General features: G+C 63.1%; 23 protein-coding genes, 1 tRNA gene and 1 riboswitch. Of the genes, 9 read left to right on the top strand and 15 right to left on the bottom strand.

What is annotated here, in order from left to right:
• Nucleotides 1-87: 87 nt before the first annotated feature.
• Entirely contained in the window at nt 88-1,011 is a 924-nt protein-coding gene (locus CCA01S_RS04845) for a c-type cytochrome (RefSeq protein ID WP_066454853.1), read from the bottom strand.
• 204 nt (nt 1,012-1,215) lie between these two features.
• Between CCA01S_RS04845 and CCA01S_RS04850 the strand changes: the two genes are divergently transcribed.
• From CCA01S_RS04850 to CCA01S_RS04860, 3 genes are all read left to right on the top strand, one after another.
• A tRNA-Arg gene (locus CCA01S_RS04850) sits at nt 1,216-1,290 on the top strand.
• A 471-nt stretch (nt 1,291-1,761) separates the two neighbouring features.
• Nucleotides 1,762-2,229 carry a hypothetical protein gene (locus CCA01S_RS04855; RefSeq protein ID WP_066454856.1) on the top strand — a complete coding sequence of 156 codons (468 nt, stop codon included), beginning with the start codon at nt 1,762-1,764 and terminating at the stop codon, nt 2,227-2,229.
• A complete protein-coding gene (locus tag CCA01S_RS04860; RefSeq protein ID WP_066454857.1) occupies nt 2,226-2,534 on the top strand; it encodes a type II toxin-antitoxin system RelE/ParE family toxin in 309 nt (102 codons plus the stop codon). The genes CCA01S_RS04855 and CCA01S_RS04860 overlap by 4 nt, the downstream gene beginning before the upstream one ends.
• Before the next feature lie 22 nt (nt 2,535-2,556).
• Here the strand turns inward: CCA01S_RS04860 and CCA01S_RS04865 are convergent, their stop codons facing one another.
• Nucleotides 2,557-2,736 carry a hypothetical protein gene (locus CCA01S_RS04865; RefSeq protein ID WP_066454859.1) on the bottom strand — a complete coding sequence of 60 codons (180 nt, stop codon included), beginning with the start codon at nt 2,734-2,736 and terminating at the stop codon, nt 2,557-2,559.
• A 50-nt stretch (nt 2,737-2,786) separates the two neighbouring features.
• Here CCA01S_RS04865 and CCA01S_RS15605 point away from each other — a divergent pair, with 50 nt between their 5' ends.
• Nucleotides 2,787-3,128 (top strand): hypothetical protein, encoded by a 342-nt coding sequence (locus tag CCA01S_RS15605; RefSeq protein WP_146030582.1) that lies wholly within the window; start codon nt 2,787-2,789, stop codon nt 3,126-3,128.
• Here CCA01S_RS15605 and CCA01S_RS15200 read toward each other — a convergent pair.
• The 6 genes from CCA01S_RS15200 to aptA form a co-directional block, all read right to left on the bottom strand.
• Nucleotides 3,057-3,737, bottom strand: coding sequence for a hypothetical protein (locus tag CCA01S_RS15200; RefSeq protein WP_084386492.1), 681 nt, complete (start codon nt 3,735-3,737; stop codon nt 3,057-3,059). The two genes, CCA01S_RS15605 and CCA01S_RS15200, sit on opposite strands and share 72 nt — an antisense overlap.
• A gap of 14 nt (nt 3,738-3,751) precedes the next feature.
• Complete coding sequence (locus CCA01S_RS04875) at nt 3,752-4,156, bottom strand: type II toxin-antitoxin system HicB family antitoxin (RefSeq protein ID WP_066454863.1); 405 nt, start codon at nt 4,154-4,156, stop codon at nt 3,752-3,754.
• A 104-nt stretch (nt 4,157-4,260) separates the two neighbouring features.
• Nucleotides 4,261-5,346 carry a DmpA family aminopeptidase gene (locus CCA01S_RS04880; protein ID WP_066454866.1) on the bottom strand — a complete coding sequence of 362 codons (1,086 nt, stop codon included), beginning with the start codon at nt 5,344-5,346 and terminating at the stop codon, nt 4,261-4,263.
• A 22-nt stretch (nt 5,347-5,368) separates the two neighbouring features.
• Complete coding sequence (locus CCA01S_RS04885) at nt 5,369-6,835, bottom strand: APC family permease (RefSeq protein WP_066454875.1); 1,467 nt, start codon at nt 6,833-6,835, stop codon at nt 5,369-5,371.
• A gap of 494 nt (nt 6,836-7,329) precedes the next feature.
• Nucleotides 7,330-8,844, bottom strand: a complete 1,515-nt coding sequence (locus CCA01S_RS04890) for a CoA-acylating methylmalonate-semialdehyde dehydrogenase (protein ID WP_373278615.1) — start codon at nt 8,842-8,844, stop codon at nt 7,330-7,332.
• Between the two features lie 37 nt (nt 8,845-8,881).
• Complete coding sequence (gene aptA, locus CCA01S_RS04895; protein ID WP_066454878.1) at nt 8,882-10,213, bottom strand: omega-aminotransferase AptA; 1,332 nt, start codon at nt 10,211-10,213, stop codon at nt 8,882-8,884.
• A 194-nt stretch (nt 10,214-10,407) separates the two neighbouring features.
• Here aptA and CCA01S_RS04900 point away from each other — a divergent pair, with 194 nt between their 5' ends.
• Nucleotides 10,408-11,829 carry an aminotransferase-like domain-containing protein gene (locus CCA01S_RS04900; RefSeq protein WP_066454881.1) on the top strand — a complete coding sequence of 474 codons (1,422 nt, stop codon included), beginning with the start codon at nt 10,408-10,410 and terminating at the stop codon, nt 11,827-11,829.
• A 56-nt stretch (nt 11,830-11,885) separates the two neighbouring features.
• Here CCA01S_RS04900 and gshA read toward each other — a convergent pair whose 3' ends face one another.
• Together gshA and CCA01S_RS04910 are read right to left on the bottom strand one after the other, a co-directional pair.
• Nucleotides 11,886-13,448: a glutamate--cysteine ligase gene (gshA, locus tag CCA01S_RS04905; protein WP_103035244.1), complete on the bottom strand. Its 1,563-nt coding sequence runs from the start codon at nt 13,446-13,448 to the stop codon at nt 11,886-11,888.
• A 33-nt stretch (nt 13,449-13,481) separates the two neighbouring features.
• Entirely contained in the window at nt 13,482-13,739 is a 258-nt protein-coding gene (locus CCA01S_RS04910) for a helix-turn-helix domain-containing protein (protein WP_084386496.1), read from the bottom strand.
• Nucleotides 13,740-13,994: 255 nt separating this feature from the next.
• Nucleotides 13,995-14,073, top strand: a riboswitch (SAM riboswitch).
• On the opposite strand from CCA01S_RS04910, the gene metX reads away from it, so the two are divergent.
• The 4 genes from metX to CCA01S_RS04930 all read left to right on the top strand — a co-directional run bounded on the left by metX (nt 14,062) and on the right by CCA01S_RS04930 (nt 18,396).
• Nucleotides 14,062-15,312, top strand: coding sequence for a homoserine O-succinyltransferase MetX (gene metX / locus CCA01S_RS04915; RefSeq protein ID WP_084386498.1), 1,251 nt, complete (start codon nt 14,062-14,064; stop codon nt 15,310-15,312). Its footprint overlaps the riboswitch before it by 12 nt.
• A gap of 29 nt (nt 15,313-15,341) precedes the next feature.
• Nucleotides 15,342-15,974, top strand: coding sequence for a methionine biosynthesis protein MetW (gene metW, locus CCA01S_RS04920; protein ID WP_066455165.1), 633 nt, complete (start codon nt 15,342-15,344; stop codon nt 15,972-15,974).
• Nucleotides 15,971-17,206, top strand: coding sequence for a muropeptide transporter (locus CCA01S_RS04925; RefSeq protein ID WP_103035245.1), 1,236 nt, complete (start codon nt 15,971-15,973; stop codon nt 17,204-17,206). The genes metW and CCA01S_RS04925 overlap by 4 nt, the downstream gene beginning before the upstream one ends.
• A 167-nt stretch (nt 17,207-17,373) precedes the next feature.
• The gene (locus CCA01S_RS04930) at nt 17,374-18,396 is read left to right on the top strand and encodes a bile acid:sodium symporter family protein (protein ID WP_066455166.1); all 1,023 of its coding nucleotides are present in this window, start codon (nt 17,374-17,376) and stop codon (nt 18,394-18,396) included.
• Between the two features lie 85 nt (nt 18,397-18,481).
• On the opposite strand, the gene CCA01S_RS04935 is transcribed toward CCA01S_RS04930, so the two are convergent.
• The 5 genes from CCA01S_RS04935 to CCA01S_RS04955 form a co-directional block, all read right to left on the bottom strand.
• Nucleotides 18,482-18,685: a hypothetical protein gene (locus CCA01S_RS04935; RefSeq protein WP_066454885.1), complete on the bottom strand. Its 204-nt coding sequence runs from the start codon at nt 18,683-18,685 to the stop codon at nt 18,482-18,484.
• A gap of 129 nt (nt 18,686-18,814) precedes the next feature.
• Entirely contained in the window at nt 18,815-19,615 is an 801-nt protein-coding gene (locus CCA01S_RS04940; RefSeq protein WP_066454886.1) for an exodeoxyribonuclease III, read from the bottom strand.
• Nucleotides 19,616-19,667: 52 nt separating this feature from the next.
• Nucleotides 19,668-20,531 carry an NgoMIV family type II restriction endonuclease gene (locus tag CCA01S_RS04945; RefSeq protein ID WP_066454888.1) on the bottom strand — a complete coding sequence of 288 codons (864 nt, stop codon included), beginning with the start codon at nt 20,529-20,531 and terminating at the stop codon, nt 19,668-19,670.
• Nucleotides 20,531-21,502, bottom strand: a complete 972-nt coding sequence (locus tag CCA01S_RS04950) for a DNA cytosine methyltransferase (protein WP_066454891.1) — start codon at nt 21,500-21,502, stop codon at nt 20,531-20,533. The genes CCA01S_RS04945 and CCA01S_RS04950 overlap by 1 nt, the downstream gene beginning before the upstream one ends.
• Before the next feature lie 119 nt (nt 21,503-21,621).
• Nucleotides 21,622-22,419 (bottom strand): DODA-type extradiol aromatic ring-opening family dioxygenase, encoded by a 798-nt coding sequence (locus tag CCA01S_RS04955; protein ID WP_066454893.1) that lies wholly within the window; start codon nt 22,417-22,419, stop codon nt 21,622-21,624.
• Between the last annotated feature and the right edge of the window lies 1 nt (nt 22,420).

Consider the following 22,420-nt stretch of genomic DNA (forward strand, 5'->3'; position numbering starts at 1 on the left):
GTCATTCTAAATCAAACGATCGTTTGAATCAGCATGAAAAAAAGCCCCTCGAACGCTTGAGCGTTGAGGGGCCCTGGATGCTGCCGATTATTTGGCGGCACTGACCATGTATTCGATGGCGGCCTTCAGTTCGGCGTCGGTGGCTTGCGAGCCGCCACGCGGCGGCATGGCGCCCACGCCCGAGATGGCTTTTTTCAGCATGGTATCGAGCCCGGTCTTGATGAAGGGATCCCAGGAGGCCTTGTCGCCGAACTTGGGCGCGCCCGCCACACCGACGGAGTGGCAGGTGATGCAGACGGATTCGTACAGTTTTTTGCCCACGGCGTTGTCAGCCGAGTTGCCGGCGGCAGCGGGGGCGGTTTCGGCCTTGGCAACCTTTTGTTCAGCGGGCTTTTCAGCGGCCTTGGCGGCGGGCTGGGCCGTCGGCTTTTGTTCTGCCGACTTGGCGGCGGGCGCAGCTGCGGCAGGCGCTGCCTGGGCTGCGGCACCGCCGGCGGGTTCTTTGGGCTCGGGGAAGTTGGCGCCCGAGTGGTTGGTCATGTAGGCCACGGCGCGCGCGACTTCAAAGTCGTCGAGCGAGGCATTGCCCCCCTTGGGCGGCATGGCGCCGATGCCGTGAATGGCGTTCTTGAGCAGGTCGTCGAAGCCCTGCTTGATGAACGGCGCCCAGGCTTCTTTGCTGCCGAACTTGGGCGCACCGGCCACGCCCGTGCCGTGACAGGCGGAACAGGTGGACTGGAAGACTTGTTCGCCCGTCTTGAAGACCTTGGGCGCGTTGGCGTCTTCGATCTTGAACCCGGCCACGGGCTGGATGCGCTTGGCGATGGCTTCTTCGGTCTGGCTGTCCGAGCCATACCCCGTGCGGATGGACGAGCCCACCAGGTTGACCAGCAGGATGATGACCGCGATGGGAATCAGGAAGGCCAGGACGACAGTGAGCAGCAGCTGCTTGGGGGTCTTGATGGGGCTTTCGTGCCCGTGCGCGGTGTCGTCGGGTTCGGGGAGACTCATGATGGTTTCCTGGGAGAATGGTATTCGGCAATAGGCCCGTGGCCGGTGTTTTGGGCGCCCGGCTGACGTGTGTTACAGGCCTCAACGTTTCAATTATAGCGACAGGCCCCAGGCACTGCAGGGCTGGGATAAACCCGCTACAATGACGGGCCCGCGTATTGCAACGATATGCGGCGTACGTCGGCTGCCAGGCCGACCAGCAAAGCGCCTGTAGTTCAATGGATAGAATAGGAGTTTCCGAAGCTTCTGATACAGGTTCGATTCCTGTCGGGCGCGCCATCTGGCATGAGACATAGGCCGGGTTCATACTGACCATCAGGCACATCGTGGCGTAGGTGTGGCGGGTTTGCCGGGCATCCCGGTGCCGGATGCCCAGAGCTTTCAGCGTCGGGCGCCACACGATATCCATGGGTGCCGATGTGTCAGTGAAACGCTCCTCCGTGACTGGGTTCAGAAAAACGTGCCCACCAGCCAGGAATGAGTGCGCCTTCTGCCTGGTGATGGCCTGTTGCGCCCGCGTCAGCAAGCTGATGTCGCGGACGGTGTGCGTCTTGGTGTCCTTGTCGGTGGCGCGCACGCGGGCGCGCTCGATCACTCCTCGTGAGATCCCCAGCGTTTGCCTTGCAGGCTGCATAACGGGTCTTATGTCATCTTGATAAGACTCGCAGCAAAAGCCTTCTTAATATTTACCTAGTAATTATCTGATAAGCTATAACTATCCATCGGACATATCCAGGAGGGTATCTCACCATGAACCAGACCATCGACACGGCCACGGCACGGCGCATGGCCGAAGCGGGAACCATCCGGGGCGTCTCCATCATCGGTCAGCCTGGAGGCTGGAGTGTGATGCTGAAAACGGGCCTGCTGGAAAAGCCCCTGGGCTCGCAGAAGCAGGACAAGCCGCGCACCTGGCGCAGCCTAGACACCCTCACCGAATACCTGCGCAAGGATCTGTCCATCGTGCGCATTGACGGGATCGACGCCACGCACCACAGCAACGCTGACGTGAACCGGCCAGGTCGGCCTGATGCGGCCGCACGGATGAAACGCGCCCATGAAGCCGCTGCCTATGATGCGTGGTTCCGTGCCCAGGTGGACGCCGGCATCAAGGAGGCCGACGACCCGGCCACGCAATGGGTCAGCCATGAAGAATCCATGGCCCGCATGCACAAGCATTTGGATCAGTTGGAAGCCCGCGCCAAGGGCAAGCATTGAGAATCGAATGGCTGCCCCTGGCCGATGCCACGCGGGACGCTCAACTGACCTACATAGCACAGGACAGCATCCAAGCGGCGCGGGATGTCGCCGCACAGATCGAGCGCCAGACCGGCCAGCTTGCGCAGTTTCCAGAGCTGGGGCGGCCAGGACGGCGGCGCGGCACCCGTGAGCTGGTGGTCAGCCGCACGTCGCTGGTAGTGGTCTACCGAGTGCGGCCCAGGCTGGCCAGGATCGAAGTTATCCGCGTGCTGCACTCGTCGCAGCAGTGGCCACCAAGCGATGTTGTGTCGGGAAATGAATGACATGAGTGTGACACCATCGGAATCAATCGGCCAGCCGCCGCGCGGCAAGTTCGGGCATGTGATCCGCGTGGGCGATGAGGTGGTCGTCACCGCAAAATCGCATGGCCGATGCGGCCAGATCGGAGAGTATGCCGGCCTCGCGGACTCCCCGGTCGTCCAAAAGTACAGGATCTGCGTGGATGACGATATCTTCACGGTTCATCAGCCCCCGTCAACCGGGTCAAGGACGAGCGCGAGCGCATCCTGGCCCAAATGACAGAAGCACACCGTGAAACGCCGTCGGCCCGGCATGTGGTTCCGAAGCAGGTAGCCTTCGCCTGCGACCGTATGCAGGCCATGCTGATGGATCGCGACAAGGGCTATGGCAAGCAGTTATTGCGCTTGCTCGTGAAAAAGATTCGGGTCAAGGCCTGTGGCATCAAGATCACCGGCAGAACTGGCGACCTAGAGGGTGTCATCGAGGAACTGAATGCGGGCGGTGGGCTGAAAGTGCCCCCCTTGCCCTACCTGGCGCACCAGTTGTCATGTGGACGCAGCGAGCCGCAGAGCCGCTTTCCGTGCTGCGATTGCTTCCCGTTGCCGCGCTTCTGCTAGCCAATCCTCTTGGGTGTAAACGTAGCCTGGAAATTCAGCTGCCAGGGTCGTTTTGCGCAGCATCAATTGCTTGCAGAGCGTCAGGACGTTGGAGAGTTCGGCTTCGCTGCGAATTTCCATTGGTACTGTCAGCGTCACCCCCATGGCCCACCACAGACGTTCTATTTTGAATACTGGGCGTACATTGAAGTCGATGCCTTGCTCTACCAAATGCTTTCTGGCTGCTTCGAGCTTGTCGTAGTAGGCTCGCTGTTCCGCCGAGGGCGCACGGCTCGTTGTGCTGACAAGGCGCTTTCTGGATCGGCCCACCTTTTTGTAATTTTTTGTCCCGCCTTCGAGCAACCAGTTATCGTCTGGAGAGTCTCCGGCGGTTTCCCGCGCCCGATCCTCGATTTCGTCTTGGTATTGCATCCGTGGGTGTGTCCACCAGACGATAACGCGGCGTCCATTCAAGATGAAACCTCCATCATCCCACCAGGATAGGTCATCGACCTCCATATCGGTGTAGGCGTGCGGGATGAAGAGGCCACGGCAACCAAGTCTCCATTGGTGGTTGCGATGATATTGCCGTTGGTGGCGAGTCATCCGCTCAAGACGTTCGTTTTTCATCTTCGGGCTCGGGTCTATTCGATACTCAACACCAGGCGCTTTCCCAGAACCCGTGCCGCCCGGTCCAGCGTTTTCAGGCTTGGCCAGTGACGGGCGTCTTCCAGGCGCTTTGCCTGGGGCCAACTGGTTTCCAGTGCCCTGGCGAGATCTGCCACGCTGCGATCACCACGCGCGGCACGCAAGAGCAGTGCTCCCTGCGTTTTTGCGTCTGGGGCGATGTAATGGGCGTCTGCCACGTCGTGGCTGGGCTCTGGTACGTCCTGTCCTTCGGCCAGGCGCCCGTCCAACGTGAGCGTGAGTACTTCTGCCGCGTTGAAAAGTGCCTCCTCCAGTGAGTCACCTTCGGTGAAGGCCTCGTCGAGATCCACGAATTGCACGCAGAACCCGCCGGTATCAAAAGCAGTAAGTGCGTTGCGCAGCCTGCCGGGTGCGTCAAGGAGGCCGACGGCCCGGCGGCGCGAGATGTCGCCGCGCAGCGGTGGCCACTACGCAGCGCTGTCTCTGAAAACGGCTGACCTCCGGCTTACCGGACGAGCTGCAGCAGCCGGGTGATGGGGATTCCCGGTGTCCGGTGACCGTTGCGGCCGATCATGTCTTCATTGGCGACCAGCGAGTTCAGCACGGCCTCTTCGACCGCCTGGGCCACGGCCGTGAAGAATGGATCCATGTGCGACCATGGAATGAACGTGAGCTGTTCGTATCCAGGGGCCGTCCCCATTCGACTGCTCAGGGCGCCTTCGTTGGCAGTGGAGAACGCAATGAAGAGGTCGCCCGAAAAGTGCGATCCCGATGTACCCGTACGGGCCAGTCCGACGGGAATGCGTTTTGCGAGGGATCGGCACTGCAGGGGCAGCAGGGGGGCATCGGTGGCAACGACAGCAATGACTGAACCCGCGCCTTCCGTGAGCCAGTCGGTGTCTCTCATCGGGTTGTCGTCGAGCATTTGGCGGCCCACCGGGTGGCCCGCGACGACCAGTTCTTCACGACCGCCGAAATTCGACTGCAGAAAGACCCCTACGGTATATGTCCTGTCGCCGTATGGTACGAGGCGTGAACTGGTGCCCGAGCCCCCTTTGTAGCCGTAGCAGTTCATGCCCGTGCCACCCCCCACCGAGCCCTCAGCCAGAGAGCCGGATCGAGCTGCCTCGATGGCCTGAACCGCGTGCTCCGGACGTACGTGCAGGCCATTCATGTCGTTCAAATAGCCGTCCCAGGTCTCGCCGACGATCGGCAGCAACCAGTCGCGGGCAATCGCCGGGTGATGCTCACAAGCGTAGCGGATGACGCCCTCGTGCACGGCGCCTACTGCGTGTGTGTTGGTAATCATGATGGGCATGTTCACCGAGCCGGATTCGTCCACCCAGGCGCGTCCCGTCATTTCGCCATTGCCGTTGAAGACGTAGCTGGCGGCGGCGCAAGGTACGCCGATCTTGGCCGCGCCACGGGGCAGGATTGCGGTGACGCCGGTGCGGATGTGATCCCCTTCGAACAAAGTGGTGTAACCCACGTCCACACCCGACACATCGGTGATGGCATTGAAGGGGCCGGGTTGACCGTCGAGCGGGATGCCCAGGGTGCGGGCGCGTGGGCGGGTGTTTTCGGTAGTCATGTCGTTCTCCTGTCTCTGAGGGTCAGTCAATTTCGATTTCGGCCAGCTTGCGGTATTTGTCTGGCGCGAACCACTTGATCATGTAGCCCGCAATCAGCCCACCGAAGAAAAACAGTGGTGTGGCGCCGATGAATATCCAGTTCACGGCGCCTTCCAGCCCCGAGACGATAGAGAAGTTGGAGATGATCAGGTAGACGCCGATGAACAGGCCCAGTGCGCCCAGCGCCGGGGCGACGATGACGCGCCACTTGCTGAAATGGTGAGAGACGCGCGTGAAGTATCCCACGGAGGCGAGCGATGCTACCCCCTGTGCGAAGACGACGCCGACGACCCCGCACGAATAGGCCCAGATGGACGTCTGGGTAAAGGGGTCGAGCCCAAAGACCAGGCTGATCACGGTAGCAATGCCAGCGATGGCGGTGATCAGCAGGGAAGCGTGGTGCGGCGATTGCATTTCATGGTGCGTATGGCTCAGGATTCTGGGCAACAGCCCTTCGCGTCCCATGGCGTAGAAGTAGCGTGCGCAAGCGTTGTGAAAGGAGAAAGCGCAGGCGAACCAGCTGGTGACAATCAGAATGTGCATGATGACCACGGCGGTACGACCCAGGTACTGGTGGGCGGCGTCGAAGGCCAGGTCGGCACCGAAGTCGCTGCCGTTGACGATCTTCAGCAGGCCGTCCGCGCCGAAAGCGACGACCAGAATCCACATCAGAAAGGCATACAGCACGGCCAAAAAGGCGACTGCCAGGAAGGTGGCGCGTGCGACGCTCTTATCGGGGTCTTTGGCTTCTTCCGCGTAGATGACGGTGCCCTCGAAGCCCACGTAGGATCCAAAACCCACGATGAACAGGCTGCCTGCGCCGTGGGCGAAGAACACGTGTTCGGGGGCAAATGGCGTCCAAATGACCTGTGCCGGGCCGACTTGAATGAGCACGGCGATTGCCAGCACCACCATGAGCGTGATTTCGCAGGTCAGCAGCACGGCAATGACCTTGGCGCCGATGTCCACGTTGCGGTAGCCCAATGCGCCGGCGATGGCGATGCCCACCAAAGCGTAGACGCCCCAAGAGATGTCCACGCCAAGAAGATCGCGGCCCGACTGTGCGGCGTAGAAGCCCAGCCAGGTGAAGAAGGCGATCGTGAGGACGGCATACGAGAAGGTGGCGACGGATGCGATACCTACGCCGATGGGCTTGCCCAGGCCTTTTGCGGCGTAGGCATAAAACGCGCCCGCATTCTTGACGTGGTGGGACATCGCGGTGAGGCCCAGCGAGAAGAGGATCAGTGTGATGCCGGCAAACAGCATCGCGCCGGGTGCGCCGATGCCGCCGAAGTGGTAGAAGATGCCGCTATTGACGATGACGGTCAGCGGTGCCGCGGCCGAGACGACAAGAAAGAAGATGGCGAAAGTGCCCAGCCGGTTGCGTGCCAGTTTGGTGGACGGGGCGGGCGTCGTTGCGGCGCGCGTGACGATAGTTTGAGATGTCATTTCCGGGTGCTCCGACGTGCGCGGGAAACCCGCGCTCTGTGAGTTTCACGATTGACGGACGAGTCGGTGCCAACGCGTGGCGTGCCGCCTTGCATTTGCTTGTTTGGTTCGAGCCAGGGTGGTCAGTGGCAATCGTGGGTTCAGGCAGGCTGGCGGAAAGATGCCTGGCGATGCCTGGAGCGCACCATGCGTCGAGGACGGACATCCGAGGGCGTCCTGACTTATCTTGTGGGGCTGCTGCAAATAGCCCGATATGGGCCGTCGGGCTTTTATCGCAGCAATCGTGATGACATTGTGGCTGCCTTTCTGTGAAGGCGTAGACCGGCAATTCGAGTGATAGAACATCTCCTGTCTCCGGTGGGATGACGGTGCCAGGCCTTCGAGGGTTCGCAGGCATGGTTCGTCGGGAATGTGTCGCGTATGTCTGGTGTGTTTCAAGGACTCCCGGTGGTCTGAATTCAGGCAGCCACGCCAGGCCGCCTGATGTGGCTGCCTCAGCTGTTGGTGGGGAACATGAATTCGGCCCCCTTGGCGGTACTGTCCGGCCAGCGTTGCATGATCGATTTCTGGTGTGTGTAGAAGCGCACACCTTCTTCTCCGTAGACATGCATGTCGCCAAAGAGGCTTTGCTTCCAGCCGCCGAAGCCGTGGAAGGCCATGGGCACGGGAATGGGTACGTTGATGCCGATCATGCCGATTTGCGTGCGTCGCGCGAATTCACGGGCCGCATGGCCGTCGCGGGTGAAGCAGGCGGCGGCATTGCCGAAGGGATGTTCGCTGATGATGCGAATGGCTGTTTCGATGTCTTTTGCGCGCACGCAGGAAAGTACCGGGCCGAAGATTTCTTCTTCGTAGATGCGCATGCCTGGTTCGACATGGTCGAATAGGCATCCGCCCAGGAAGAACCCTTCTTCGTAGCCCCGCACCTTCAGGCCGCGTCCGTCAACGACCAGTTGGGCGCCTTCTTGTACGCCGATATCCAGATAGTTCTGAATGCGTTCGAGGGCCTCGCGGGTGACGATGGGGCCCATTTCGGCGGATGCATCCATCCCGTGCGAGATTTTGAGGGATTTCGCGTGCTGGGCGAGGACAGGCATCAATTTTTCGGCGGCATCTCCTACCAGGACGCCGACCGAGACGGCCATGCAGCGCTCGCCCGCCGATCCGTAGGCTGAACCGATCAGCGCATTGGCGGCTTGTTCCATGTCGGCGTCGGGCATGACGACCATGTGGTTCTTGGCCCCGCCCAGCGCCTGTACACGCTTGCCATGCTTGGCGGCGCCTTCGTAGATGGCGCGCGCGATGGGCGTGGAGCCCACGAAGCTGATGGCGCTGACGTCGGGATGGACCACCAGGGCATCGACGGCTGTCTTGTCGCCCTGTACGACATTGAAGACCCCGTCGGGCAGGCCTGCCTCTTTGAGGAGTTCGGCCATGCGCAGCGTGACCGACGGGTCGCGCGGGCTGGGCTTGAGGATGAAACAGTTGCCAGTAGCCAGCGCGATGGGGAACATCCAGCATGGCACCATGGCGGGGAAGTTGAACGGCGTGATGCCCGCCACGACGCCGAGCGGCTGGCGTACCGTCCAGTTGTCCATGCCCGTGGCGATCTCTTCGGTGTAGTCGCCCTTGAGCAACTGCGGGATGCCGCAGGCAAATTCGACGACCTCGATGCCGCGAAAGAGTTCACCCTTGGCGTCGCTGAACACTTTGCCATGTTCCGCCGTGATCATGGCGGCCAGCTCGTCCTGGTGCGCGTTGAGCAATTCGAGGAAACGAAACAGCACCCGCGCCCGTTTGGGGCTGGGTGTGTTGGCCCAGCCCGGGAAAGCTTTGCGGGCGGATTGCACTGCGGCGTCCACGTCGGCAGCTTCAGCCAACCGCAGCTGACGGGCCGCTTTGCCTAGCGCCGGGTCATAGACTGCCTGCGTGTGCGTGCCGACACCCGCAGTGCGTTGTCCGTGGATGAAATGAACGACCTCGGCTGTATCGGTAAATGCCTGAATCATAGAGAAGTGTCCTGTTGAAATCGGCGAAGTGGATGGGTCAATCGACGGTGCCCAGTACCTCGGCGATCGTTTCGAAGATTTGTGCGATCTGATTCTCTGTGATGATGAGCGGCGGCGAGATGGCGATGGTGTCGCCCGTGTAGCGTACAAGCACTCCTTTGTCGAAGCACTTGTTGAAGACCTCCGCGGCCCGTGCGCCCGGTTTACCTGTTCTCGGGCTGAGTTCGATGCCGCCCACCAAGCCCAGATTGCGAACGTCGATGACGTGCGGCTTGCCCTTGAGGGCGTGTGCGGCGTCTTCAAAGGCCTTGGACAGTTCTTTGGCGCGGTTGAACAGGTCTTCGTCGTGGTAGACGCCCAGTGTTGAAAGGATGGCTGCCGTCGCCATCGGATGTGCGGAGAACGTGTAGCCGTGGAAGAATTCGATGCCGCCGGGGCTGGCATCGACGATGGCGTCGTAGATTTCGCGGCGTACGGCCACGCCGCCCGCGGGCACCGCAGCGTTGCATACGCCTTTGGCGAAGGTGATGATATCGGGCCTGACCCCGAAATATTCGCTGGCGGTCGCTGCGCCCAGCCGCCCAAAGCCGGTAATCACTTCATCGAAGATCAGCAAAATGCCGTGTTTCTCGGTGATGGCGCGCAGCCGCTCGAGATAGCCCTTGGGTGGCAGCAGAACGCCGGTGGAGCCGGCCAGCGGTTCGACGATGACGGCGGCAATGTTGGAGGCGTCGTGCAGCGCGATGATGCCTTCCAGCGCGTTGGCGAAATGCTCGCCACCCCAGGCTGGCTGGCCGTGCGAGAAGGCGTTGTGTTCGATGTCGTGGGTATGCGGCAGGTGATCGACGCCGGGCAGTAGTACCGGCGAGAAGACGGTGCGATTGTGTGAAATACCACCCACCGAGATGCCCCCGAAACCGACGCCGTGGTAGCCCCGTTCGCGGCCGATCAGGCGTGTGCGCTGGCCTTCGCCGCGGGCACGGTGGTAGGCCAGTGCGATCTTGAGCGCCGTGTCCACAGATTCCGATCCGGAATTCGTGAAGAAGATGCGATCCATGCCCTGGGGCATCAGTGCGGCAACGGCGCTGGCGGCGCGGAAGGAGTCTTCGTGGCCGATGTTGAAGCTGGACGCATAGTCCAGTTTCTCGACCTGACGGCGGAGTGCGTCAACAATGGGCTTGCGCGCGTGCCCGGCGTTGACGCACCACAGGCCGGCCGTGCCGTCGAGAATCTGGTGGCCATCGGTGGCGGTGTAATACATGTCTTTGGCCGAAGCCAGCAGTCGAGGGTGTGCCTTGAACTGGCGGTTGGCCGTGAAAGGCATCCACAGGTGGGATAAATCCAGTGTGGTTGCAGAATCAGAACCCATGATGTGACCTCACGAAGAAAGAACCAGATGGTGATGTTTATTCTGGTTTTTTGATTCCGCAAAAGACATACACGGTGCCAGGATGGGGCCATCACTGTATTGGCTGCATCGAACCAACTGTATTGGTTGGTGTGGCTTGACATTCGCCCGGCTGGCTGCTGTGCTGGTACAGATTCCCCTCGGGCCCGAAACTCATGATTCTATTTTCTCCCGTTCGCCATTCGCCGGATGGCCTTACTTTGGCGGATCAGGCCGTCAATGCCATCGAGCAGGCCATCGAGGCGCGTGTTCTACGTCCTGGGATGACGATGCCCTCGATTCGTCGGTTTGCCCGCGACCATCAGCTATCCACCTTTACGGTTCAGGTTGCCTACAGCCGACTGGTGGCGCGTGGGTTCTTGCAGGCTCGTCCCGGTGCCGAGTATCGGGTGGTACGCCCGGGTTCCGGGCCGGAACGGCCTGTGTCAACGGTCTGGGAAGCCCCTCGGGTGGGGCCTGCGTGGCTGCTGTCCGATGTCTTTGCCGATCATTCCATTGCCATCAAAGCGGGCTGCGGATGGTTGCCGCCCGATTGGCACAATGAAACCGGGCTGCAGCATGCCTTGCGTCAACTGGCGCGTGTACCGGTGGGGCAGATGGCGTCCTACGGACACCCCCTGGGGTATCGTCCGCTGCGCGAGGATGTGGTGCGCTATCTGAACGGTTATGGCGTGGAGGCCGATGTCGAACAGGTCCTGTTGACACACGGGGCCACGCAGGCGCTGGACATCGTCACTCGAACCGTACTCAGGCCCGGGGAGCACGTGGCGGTGGAGGTGCCCTGCTATGCCAACTTGTTGCAGATCCTGGTACTTAACGGGATCGTGGTACACGGTGTGCCGCGGATGGCCGATGGCTTGCACGAGGCGACGCTTCAGCAGTTGGCGGCGGCATATCCTTTGCGCGCGGTCTTTGTCACGTCGGTGCTGCAAAATCCCACGGGTACAAGTTTCTCCATGGCGGGCGCCTTCCGCCTGTTGCAGTGGGCTGAACGCCACGATCTGATCGTTGTCGAGGACGATGTTTCGCGCGAACTGCTGCTCGAACCCGCCCCGCTGCTGACGGCGTTGGCCAGCACGCGGCGCGTGGTTTATGTATCGGGGTTTGCCAAGAGTGTCATGCCATCCCTGCGGGTAGGCTATTTGGTGGGCGATGAAGATCTGGTACGCCGCTGTGCGCAAACGAAGATGTCACTCGGCCTGACGTCGGCTGAAATCATGGAACGTACCGTGCATCAGGTGCTGCGTGATGGGCGGCAGGGCGCCTATCTGCGCGATGTGCGTGCGCGGCTTGGCCGGGCGCACGACCAGGTCTGCCAGCAGCTGCACGAGGCTCGTTTCGAGGTGAGTCACGAGCCGGGGGCGGGGCTTTTTCTGTGGGCGCGCCCAGGCGTGCCCATCCGTACCCCGGGCGGTGCGGTAGGCCTGGCCGCCGAGGCGCTGCAGCGGAGTATCTGGCTGGCACCGGGGGCGTATTTTTACCCTGATGGGCGTGATGAGGGCTGGTTCAGATTCAACGTGGCGTATTCGGCCAGCCCTACGCTCTGGAAATTCTTTGCCGATGCCGGGCTGACGTAGCCGACTGGCTGAGCTTTTGCCAAGGTACGGGGCGTGGTCTGGACGGAGCGTTTGCTTTACTTTAAAGCCGCATGAAAGCGTGCCACATAGTCTTCAAAGCTTTCGGTGTCGGAGGCCTCGAGTGCTGCTTGTTCGGCCAGCGAGGCGTGTGCCGCCTGGTCGAAGGCGGCCAGCGTGTCGGCGGGCAGGCCGCGGGCCTGCAAGGCCGCCCAGTGGGCCTGGCTCTGGGCGAGCGTCCAGTCGTGAAATTCTTGGCCGCTGTCGCGCAGGGCGGCCAGCAGACGGGCCGACGGGGTTGCGGCGGGGTCGGCCACCTTGGCGCGCTGGGCGTCCAGGGCCGCTCTGTGGTGCGGGTCGTCCGTGTGCTGGTCGAGCAGGGCGGCGTAGGGGGCAATGTCCGCCAAAATTTGCCCGGCCCAGTCGCTCAGGCTGACGGGCTGGCCGTCGTGGCTGAGCATCAGGCCCGGCTTGCGCCCTTCGCGCGCCACCAGGGCAAAGTTGCCCTGGCTTTCTTGACAGGTGCCGGGGGCCGGGAACAGGGGGCTGTCTTCCAGCGCGCAGTACAGCAGGAAGGCGTCCAGGAAACGGCTGGTGTCCACGGCGATGCCGGCGGGTTCCCAGGGGTCGATGTCCATGCAGCGCACTTCGATGTACTGGATGCCGCGCTGGTGCAAGATGGTGTTGGGCCGCTCGCAGCGCTTGGCCGTCTGTTTGGGACGGATGGTGGCGTAGTACTCGTTTTCGATCTGCAGGATGTTGGTGTTGAGCTGGATGCGCTGGCCGTCGCGGTGGGTGCCGATGGTTTCGTAGGCGGGCCAGGGGGTGGTGACGGCGGCGTGGATGCGGGCCGTGAAGGTGTCCAGGTCGTTGTAGCAGAGATGCAGCTCGGATTGCGTGGGGTTCTTGTAGCCCAGATCGCTCATGCGCAGGCTGGTGGCCCAGGGCAGGCAGTAGGTGTCCGGGCTCAGGCGGGTGAGCTGGGCCTCGAAGCCGACGTGCTGCAAAAAGCTGCGCGATACCGCGGGCGAGGCACCAAACAGGTACATCAGCAGCCACGAATGGCGCATGAAGTTGCGGATGAGCCCCATATAGCCCGTGTTGCGCCGCTCTTTTTCGGTTTCTCCGGCGGCGAGGAAATCCCAGGCGGCGTCGGGCAGCGAGAAGTTGTAATGCACCCCCGCGATGCACTGCATGACCTTGCCGTAGCGCCAGGCCAGGCCCAGGCGGTAGACGTGCTTGAGCATGCCGCTGTTCGACGTGCCGTACCAGGCCACGGGGATGTCCGCTTCGGCGGGCAGGTGGGCGGGCATGGACTGGTTCCAGACGGCTTCGCCGGGGTTGCGCAGGGCGACGAAGGTGTGGATGTCCGTCAGCTGGCGGATGAGCGCATCGGGCGAGCCCAGCGGGCTGGTGATGAGTTCGAGCAGCGATTCGGAATAATCGGTGGTGATGTGCGGGTTGGTGAGCGCCGCCCCCAGGCTGGCGGGGTGGGGTGTATGCACCAGCGTGCCGCCGCTATCGACCCTCAGCCCCTCTTTTTCGATGCCGCGCTGGATGCTGCGCAGCAGCTCGGGGTGCGCGGCCAATTGGGCGCGCCGGTCGGAGGCCAGGGTCATGATAATCGGTACTGAGTTGGTCTGAATACGCCGATTTTAGCCGAGGCGCGCCTGCCGTACGTCCGCTGATGTCAGGCTGGTGCGCGGGATTTGACTCAGGTTGAGAATGTTGCGCTGCAGGGCCGCCATGATGGCCGCCTGGCGGTTGTGCACGCCGAGCTTGCCGCAGAGGTTGGCAATGTGGAAATTGGCGGTGCGCTCGGTGATGCCCAGAATACGGCCCATCTCCCAGCTGGTTTTCCCCTGCGATGCCCAGTACAGGCACTCTTTCTCGCGAGCGGTCAGGTTCGGCATGATTGTCTTCCCCATTGAGACGTTATTGTTGGTTACTGCGCGCTTTTGTGATCGAATGTATCACAAGGTCTGTAAATGCATACGCGCTGGGCAGGATGCTTTTGTCCACTTCTCTTGACTTGCCTCAAGCCTCGGGCCCGCCACGGCCAGGACTTCTGTCAGCTTGGCCGCGGGCTTTGTTTCCGCTATGGCGGTGGCCTCGCGGCCAAGGCGTGGCGGCGGTGTTCGATGCGGGAATCACGGTGCTAGAATGACTGCAGAAATCGCGCCGATTTGCCTGATCCGCTTGCGGGCGCGCCATAAATCCAGCTAAAGAGGTTCCATGACCCCCGTTGCCTTTTCTTCGCCTTCCGTTTCCGATGTCACGCCCGCTCAGTCGGCGCGCCCGCCCGTGCCCACGGGCAGCGTGGGTTACGTGACGCCCCAATTTCTCGCTTTCGACGAGCCGCTCACCTTGTCCAGCGGCCAGGTGCTGTCGTCCTATACGCTGGCGGTCGAAACCTACGGCACGCTCAATGCCCAGTGCAGCAATGCCGTGCTGGTGTGCCATGCTCTCAATGCCTCGCATCACGTGGCGGGCATGGACGCCGACGATCCCGACCAGATCGGCTGGTGGGACAACATGGTGGGCCCGGGCAAGGCCGTGGACACCGACCGCTTCTTCGTCATCGGGGTGAACAACCTGGGCTCGTGTTTTGGTTCCACCGGGCCCACGACGCTCAATCCGGCCACCGGCGAGCCTTGGGGGGCGGCGTTTCCGCTGCTCACTGTCGAAGACTGGGTGCATGCCCAGGCGCGGGTGGCCGACCACTTTGGCATCCAGCGCTTTGCCGCCGTCATGGGCGGTTCGCTGGGCGGCATGCAGGCGCTCAGCTGGGCCATCACCTGCCCCGAGCGGGTGGGTGACTGCATCGTCGTCGCCAGCACGGCGCGGCTGACGGCGCAGAACATCGCCTTCAACGAAGTGGCGCGGCGCGCCATTCTCACCGACCCCGATTTCCACGACGGCGATTACTACGCGCACGGCGTCGTGCCGACGCACGGCCTGTCGGTGGCGCGCATGGTGGGCCACATCACCTATCAGTCCGACGAGGTGATGGCTTCTAAATTTGGCCGAGCCCAGCGGGCGCCCAACGCCAACGGCGACTACCGCTACAACTACGACGTCGAATTCGAGGTCGAGTCCTATCTGCGCTATCAGGGCGAGAAGTTCTCGCGCTATTTCGATGCCAACACCTATCTGCTGCTGACGCGCGCGCTGGATTACTTCGATCCGGCGCGGGCCACGGGGGGCGATCTGGCGCGCGCCCTGGCGCCAACGCAGGCGCGGTTCTTATTGGTGTCATTTTCCACCGACTGGCGCTTCGCCCCCGAACACTCGCGGGAGATCGTCCAGGCGCTGCTCAAGAACCAACGCGAAGTCACCTACGCCGAGATCGACGCGCCGCACGGGCACGACGCTTTTCTGCTGGGCGACCCGCGCTACCACGCCATCGTCCAGGGCTACTACGACCAGATCGCCAGCCGCCTGGGCCTGGGCGCGCGGCAAAGCACCACAGGAGTCCTCGCATGAATCAGACAGTCGCCAGCGGGCGTGTGCTGATGCAGCCGCCCGGTACGGCCGAGCAGACCGAGGCCTCACCGCGCATCGACTTGCTGCGTATCGCCCAGTGGATCAAGCCTGGCAGCCGCGTGCTCGATCTTGGCTGCGCGGACGGCTATCTGCTGTCGTACCTGCAGCGCACGCGTCAGGTGCAGGGGGCCGGGGTCGAACTCAACGACGATCAGGTCATTGCCGCCGTGCGCCGCGGGGTGCGGGTGATCCAGCAAAACCTCGAAGAAGGTCTGGCGCTGTTCGACGACCAGCAGTTCGATACCGTGGTGCTGTCGCAGACGTTGCAGTCCATGCACCACACCGAACACATCCTGCAAGAGATGGCCCGGGTGGCGCGCTATGGCATCGTGTCGTTTCCCAATTTCGGCTACTGGCCGCATGGCTGGTCGATCCTGCGTGGGCGCATGCCGGTCAACGACCAGATGCCGTATCAGTGGTACGACACCCCCAACATTCACTTGTGCACGCTGACCGATTTTCAGCGGCTGGCCGCCCAGCTGCGGCTGCGCATCACCGATCTGGCCACGTTTCGCGGCAGCCACGAAATCAAGTATCTGCGCAGTTGGCGCAGCATGCTGGCGCTGTATCGCTTTGAATCCCCGGTGGGTCGGCATCCGTGAACGACGGCTGGCGCGTCTATGGGCGCCGACGGGTGGCTCCGTTGCTGGTGCTGGGGTTTGCCAGCGGCTTGCCGCTGGCGCTCACCTCGGGCACCTTGCAGGCCTGGGCCACGGTCGAGCAAGTCTCGCTGCAAAGCATCGGCTTTCTCACGCTGGCGGGCACCGCCTATACGCTCAAGTTCCTGTGGGCGCCGCTCATCGACCGCTTCACGCCCCCGCTGCTGGGGCGCCGCCGCGGCTGGATGCTGCTCACCCAATTGCTGCTGGCGTTGTCCATCGCCGCCATGGGGCTGTTTTCACCGGGCACGCAGCTGCAGACCCTGGCCTTGCTGGCCGTTTGGGTGGCTTTCCTGTCGGCCACCCAGGACATCGCGTTCGACGCCTACAGCACCGATGTGCTGCGCCATGAAGAACGCGCCGCCGGGGCCGCCCTGAAAGTGATGGGCTACCGTCTGGCGATGGTGGTGTCGGGCGGGCTCGCGCTCATCATCGCCGACCAGTGGCTGGGCTGGGGAGGCATGTACCTGCTGATGGGCGGGCTCATGGCCCTGGCGGCGCTGGCCACCTTCTGGGCCCCCGAGCCCGAACACAGCGTGCAGGCGCCGCGCAGCCTGCAGCTGGCCGTGGTCGAGCCGCTCAAAGAATTCTTTGGCCGACCCGGTGCCTGGACGATTCTGCTGCTGATCGTGCTCTACAAGCTGGGAGACGCCTTTGCCGGGGCGCTGTCCACCACATTTTTGCTGCGCGGGGCGGGCTTTGACGTGACCGAGGTCGGCATGGTCAACAAGGTGTTCGGCTTGGTGGCCACGATCCTTGGCGCGCTGGCGGGCGGCGGCCTGATGACGCGCCTGGGCTTGTATCGCGCCCTGATGCTGTTTGGCGTCTGCCAGGCGGTTTCCAACCTGGGCTACTGGATGCTGGCGGTCACGCCGCCCCATCTGGCTTCGATGGCGGCGGTGGTCGCCGTCGAAAACCTCTGCGGCGGGCTGGGGACGGCCGCCTTCGTGGCGCTGTTGATGGCCTTGTGCCGCCAGCAGTTTTCCGCCACGCAGTTCGCGCTGCTGTCGGCGCTGTCGGCGGTGGGGCGAACCTACCTGGCCGGGCCGCTCACCCCGGTCTTGGTCGAGCATTTCGACTGGTCGGTGTTTTTCCTCATGACGGTGCTGATTGCCCTGCCGGGCCTGGTGCTGCTGTGGCTCAAGCGCGGCCTCATCCGCGCGCTGGACGTATAGCAATCCCGGCGCAAAGCCGCCGCGTCCGCTTGTCGCCAGCGTATTCAGAGGTTCCATAGGGCCTATGGCAATCGCGTGATTGCCGGCATTCCCCCGAGTGCGCTATGGTTTAGGGCTGCCCGGCGGGGCGTCTGCCGCGCCTGGAAACATAAGGTTTTGCGTTCATGATCTCCAAGTTGCGTTTGTTGCTCGACCGTTTCACCCTGATCCTGGTTGCCGTGGTGGCGGCGGCGACGCTGCTGCCCGCGCATGGCGTCGGGGCTGTTTTCTTCAAGAACCTGACGACGGCGGCCATTGCACTGCTGTTCTTCCTGCATGGCGCCAAGCTGTCGCGCGAGGCGATCATCGCCGGGGCTACGCACTGGCGCCTGCACGGGGTCATCTTCATCTGGACGTTTGTCATCTTCCCCCTCATTGGCTGGGCGCTGCGGCCTGTCCTGGTGCCGCTGCTGGGCGAGCACCTGTACGTGGGGGTGATGTATCTGTGCGTGCTGCCGGGCACCGTGCAGTCCGCCATTGCTTTTACCTCGATCGGGCGGGGCAATGTGCCTGCCGCCGTGTGTGCCGCCTCGGCGTCCAGCATCATCGGCATCGTCGTCACGCCCCTGCTGCTGCAGCTCCTGCTGGAGACCGACACGTCCGCGCTCGACAGCAGTTCGCTGCTGCAATCCATCGTGCACATTGGCGAGCAGATTTTCCTGCCCTTCGTGGCGGGCCACCTGATGCGTCCCCTCGTCGGGCGCTGGATGGACGGCCACCGCACCCTGGTGCGGGCCGTGGATCAAAGCTCGATTCTGTTGGTGGTGTACACGGCGTTCAGCGAGTCGGTGATCGCCGGGCTCTGGAACCAGGTGGATCCCCTGTCGCTGGGCCTGCTCGTCGTCACCTGCTGCGTGCTGTTGGCGATCGTGCTGGTGCTCAACACCTGGTCTACCCGCAAGCTGGGCTTTTCACGGGCCGACGAGGTGACCATCGTATTCTGCGGCTCGAAAAAGAGCATGGCCACCGGCGTGCCGATGGCTGGCGTGCTGTTCAGCGCCGGGGCCATCGGGCCGGTGCTCTTGCCGCTGATGATCTTTCACCAGATTCAGTTGATGGTGTGCGCGGTACTGGCGCAAAACTACCAGCGCCATGCGCCGCCCGAGCCCGGGCATCGGCATGCCCATGAAAAAGGCCGCCTTCCTGCTTGAAAGCGGCCTTGTTGCTTCTTGCCGACGAGGACGTCGGCGCAAGCCTGCCTGACACGTGCCGACTGCGCCATTTGGGCGCGCCGTTTTATGCCGTGGTATGCAGCTGCGTGCCCACCATGCCGCTGGTGGCCAGCTGAGGCACGCTGGGCACCGAGTTGACCAGGCTGAGGATGGTGTTGGATTGGCCATCCAGCACCTTGCGCAGCAGCGTGTTTTGACCTTCTTGCATTTGCGCGTAGTTTTGCAGACCCGTGGCGGCGCCAACCAGGCTTTCAACGGAATCGGACATGTGGGCTCCGGTGTGGTGAATGGATGTCAGTATGACGATATTGTTTGATTGTAGGACAAATCATGTCTTGTGCGCATGAAAGTGTCAATGCCGCCCGCCGTTTGTGCTGCGGGTTCTGGTTCTGTTGCTCTATCGCGGCCCGGCGTATTCGTAGTCGATCGTCAGTGGCGCGTGGTCGCTGAAGCGCTCGTCTTTGTAGATGGCGGCGGCGCGGGCCAGGGCGGCGATGCCGGGGGTGGCCACGTGGTAGTCGATGCGCCAGCCGACGTTCTTCGCCCAGGCCTGCCCACGGTTGCTCCACCAGGTGTAGGCCTCGCCGGTGGTGTCGGGGTGCAGACGGCGGTAGACGTCCACCCAGCCGTGTTCGTCGAATATCTTCGTCATCCAGGCGCGCTCTTCGGGCAAAAAGCCGCTGTTCTTCAGGTTGCCCTTCCAGTTTTTCAGGTCGATTTCGTGGTGTGCGATGTTCCAGTCGCCGCAGATGACGAACTCGCGGCCTGTTGCCTTGTGCTCTTGCATGAGCCCGTCGAGCCAGCTTTCGTAGTGATCCAGGAAGCGGTACTTGGCCGTCTGCCGTTCGTCGCCGCTCGACCCCGAGGGCAGGTAGGCGCTGATGACGGTCAGGCCCGGCCAGTCGGCTCGCAGGATGCGGCCTTCGGCGTCGAACTCGGGGCAGCCCATGCCGCTCGTGATCTGGTCGGCGGGGTGGCGCAGGTACAGCCCCACGCCGCTATAGCCCTTTTTCTCGGCGTGATGAAAGTGCCCGGTATAGCCGTCGGGATGGCGCATTTCGTCGCTCAGATCCGAATCCTGGATTTTGATTTCCTGCATGCAGACGACATCGGGGGCTTGTGCCTTCAACCAGTCTGCCAGACCCTTGCGAAAGGCCGCGCGGATGCCATTGACGTTCAGTGAGGTAATGCGTAACACGGTGACTCCAAGAGGTTCGGTGGGTGCTGGTCGGGCGCGGCCGATGCACGCGTCAGACAGCCAGGTCGAGCGGCAGATCGGAGATGTCCTTGAGCCGCTTGCCCTCCACCATGATGGCGAGCAGCTCTGCGGCATCGTCCATGCCCAGGGTGGTGACGGCATCTTGCAGTTCGTGCAACGCGAAGTGGTAGACGCAATCGATGTCGCCGGTGCCCAGGGCGATGGAAGCCAGACGGTTGGGTGTGGGTTCTGCCGTGACGACGGCAATGTGCGGCAGATGCCCTTTGCGGTTGCGGATCAGGTTCAGCGCCTCTGAGCGCGAGTTTTGCGCGCGGTCGCTGCGAATCGTCCATTTGCAGGAAATGCTGGCGTGCAGCAACGGCTTGCCGCCGCTGCGCGCCCGCAAGCTGGCATGGCGTGCCGTGCTGTCATCCACCAGCATATAGGGCGTGTTGATCCGGTTGTCGGGCTCGGGGCTGCGAACGACGACGATGTCGGGGGTAATGGTGTAGTCGCTGCCCAGCGCAGCAGCGAGCTCCGCGTCCGCCTTGGCCGCCCGGTCGAGAGCGACCAGGTGGGCATATTGTTCATAGCGGGCGATCTCCAGGCGGTTGCGCCCGGATACTTGGTGGATGTCCCAGGTGCCTGGGCGCAAGTGCCCCAGGAGAGGGAAAGTGTCTTGTACGAAGCGGGCGCAAATGCTTTCGAATTGATCCCCGGCGGTCTGCCCCGCGCTGCGTTCGCCAATGGTTTCGGCCTTGAGCCGTTCGGCAATGCCCAGGGCGATGGCTTTGCTGGCCTTGCTGCTGCTGTCGGCGTTGCTGACGACCCCCATTTGATTGATGGTCAGGATGGAGTCCAGCAGCCGACTGTGAAAAGCCTGGCGCGCGGTCAGGAAGTGGGCTCTGTCTGACATCAGGCCACCTTGAAGATGCGCTTTGCCGCCAGTGCCGTCGCGATTTGCCGGGCGACCGCCGTCGCCACCGGCGGGGGGAAGGCATTGCCGATCTGGCGGTAGGCTGCCGTCTTGCGCCCGAAAATCTGCCAGTCATCCGGAAAGCCCTGGATGCGGGCCGTCATGCGGGGCGTCAGGCGCGGCATGCCGACGAAGTCCGGCGGGGGGGCCTCGTCCCACAAACCCATGCCATCGACGCCCAGCGCCGCCCAGGCGCGCTTGGCACGCGTGGGGCCGAGATCAGGGCCACCGTGCTTTTTCGAGCCGCCCACCAGCGTAGGGGCGATCGCGGCCGCTTGTTCGCGCCAGCGGTCGGCGCCCCGCCAGCCGCGTGCCGCCATCAGATCGTGCAGTAGCGCACCCACGGTAGGTGGTTCGGTGCCCAGCGGGTCGGGCCAGTGGAAGTGGTCGGCCAGGTCTTTGCGGATGCCCACGAAAATGACGCGTGGCCGCAGTTGCGAGACGCCGTAGTCAGAGGCGTTGTGCAGGCGCCAGCCGGGGACGTAGCCCAGCTTTTTGAGCTGCTTTTCAACCTTTTCCCGGTAATCCACGAAGACCGCGTCAAGCAGGCCCCGCACGTTTTCGAGCATGACGGCCTGGGGGCGGATTTCGTCGACCAGCCGGACAGCTTCTGGAAACAGGTCACGTTCGTCTTCCGCCCCCAACTGCTTGCCGGCCTTGGAGAAGGGGGGGCAGGGGACGCCGCCTGCGACCAGATCGACGCCCTTGTAGGCGCGCCCATCAAATGCCTTGACATCGCCTTCGATGACGTTCCAGTCGGGGCGGTTGAGCCGCAGGGTTTTGCAGGCGGGGGGTTCGATCTCGACCAGTGCCGAGTGACCGAACCCGCCACGTTCAAGCCCCAACGCCTGTCCGCCCGCGCCGGCGCAGATCTCGATGGACGTGAATCGGGTGGCGGGGGCGTGGTTCATGGTCTGTGGTCTTGCTGTCAGGCTGGGCGGGTAGTGAGTGTGCCAACAGCACACCAGGGACGGCGGCGCTTGGCGTGCGGCCCGCTGTCATGATACGCGATCCCGGGGGTGGGGCGGCATCAGCCAAATTTGAAACTGGAGATGGTGAGCCCGCCCGAGCCTTCGGTTTCGTGGTGGAAACAGGTGGCGGTGTCGCCGCCGGCGGCCCCGGCGGCAATGAACAGGGGCACCAGGTGATCTTCCATGGGGTGCGCCGCGCGGGATGCCGGGGCGTCTTCCCAGTATTTCAGGCGCCGCTGGCGTTCGTCCGCGGCGGTGCCGACCAGGGTTTCCTGCAGCCAGGCGTCGAACTGCGCCGATGGGGCGCGGCCTGCCGGGCCGAACATCCGCAGGTTGTGGTAGCTGAGGCCGCTGCCGATGATGAGGATGTTCTCGTCGCGCAGCGGCTGCAGCGCCGCGCCCAGCGCGTGGTGCCAGGCGGGGTCGAAACCGGCTTCGATGGAAAGCTGCACCATGGGCACCTGGGCCAGCGGATACATGACGAAGGCGGGCACGAAGGCGCCGTGGTCATAGCCGCGCCGGGTGTCTTCCGCCACCGGGATGCTTTTGGCGTCCAGCAGGGCCTGTACGCGGGCGGCCAGGCGCGGCGAGCCGGGGGCCGTGTAGTGGATGTCGTAGGTGTCGGCGGGAAAGCCGTGGTAGTCGTACACCATGCCGGGCTGTGGATGGCCGGATACCTTGACCTGGCCGCGCGTGATCCAGTGCGCCGAAATCATCAGGATGGCGCGCGGGGCTTGCGGCAGCGCGGCCGGGATGCCCTGCAGGGCGGCGCTCAGCGCGGCGTAATTGGTTTTGGCCGTCGGCATCCAGGGCCAGGGGCCGCCGCCATGGGAAACGAAATAAACAGGTTGGCGCATG

Origin of the sequence: Castellaniella caeni NBRC 101664 (assembly GCF_001592225.1) — a bacterium.
Taxonomy (GTDB): Bacteria; Pseudomonadota; Gammaproteobacteria; order Burkholderiales; family Burkholderiaceae_B; genus Castellaniella; species Castellaniella caeni.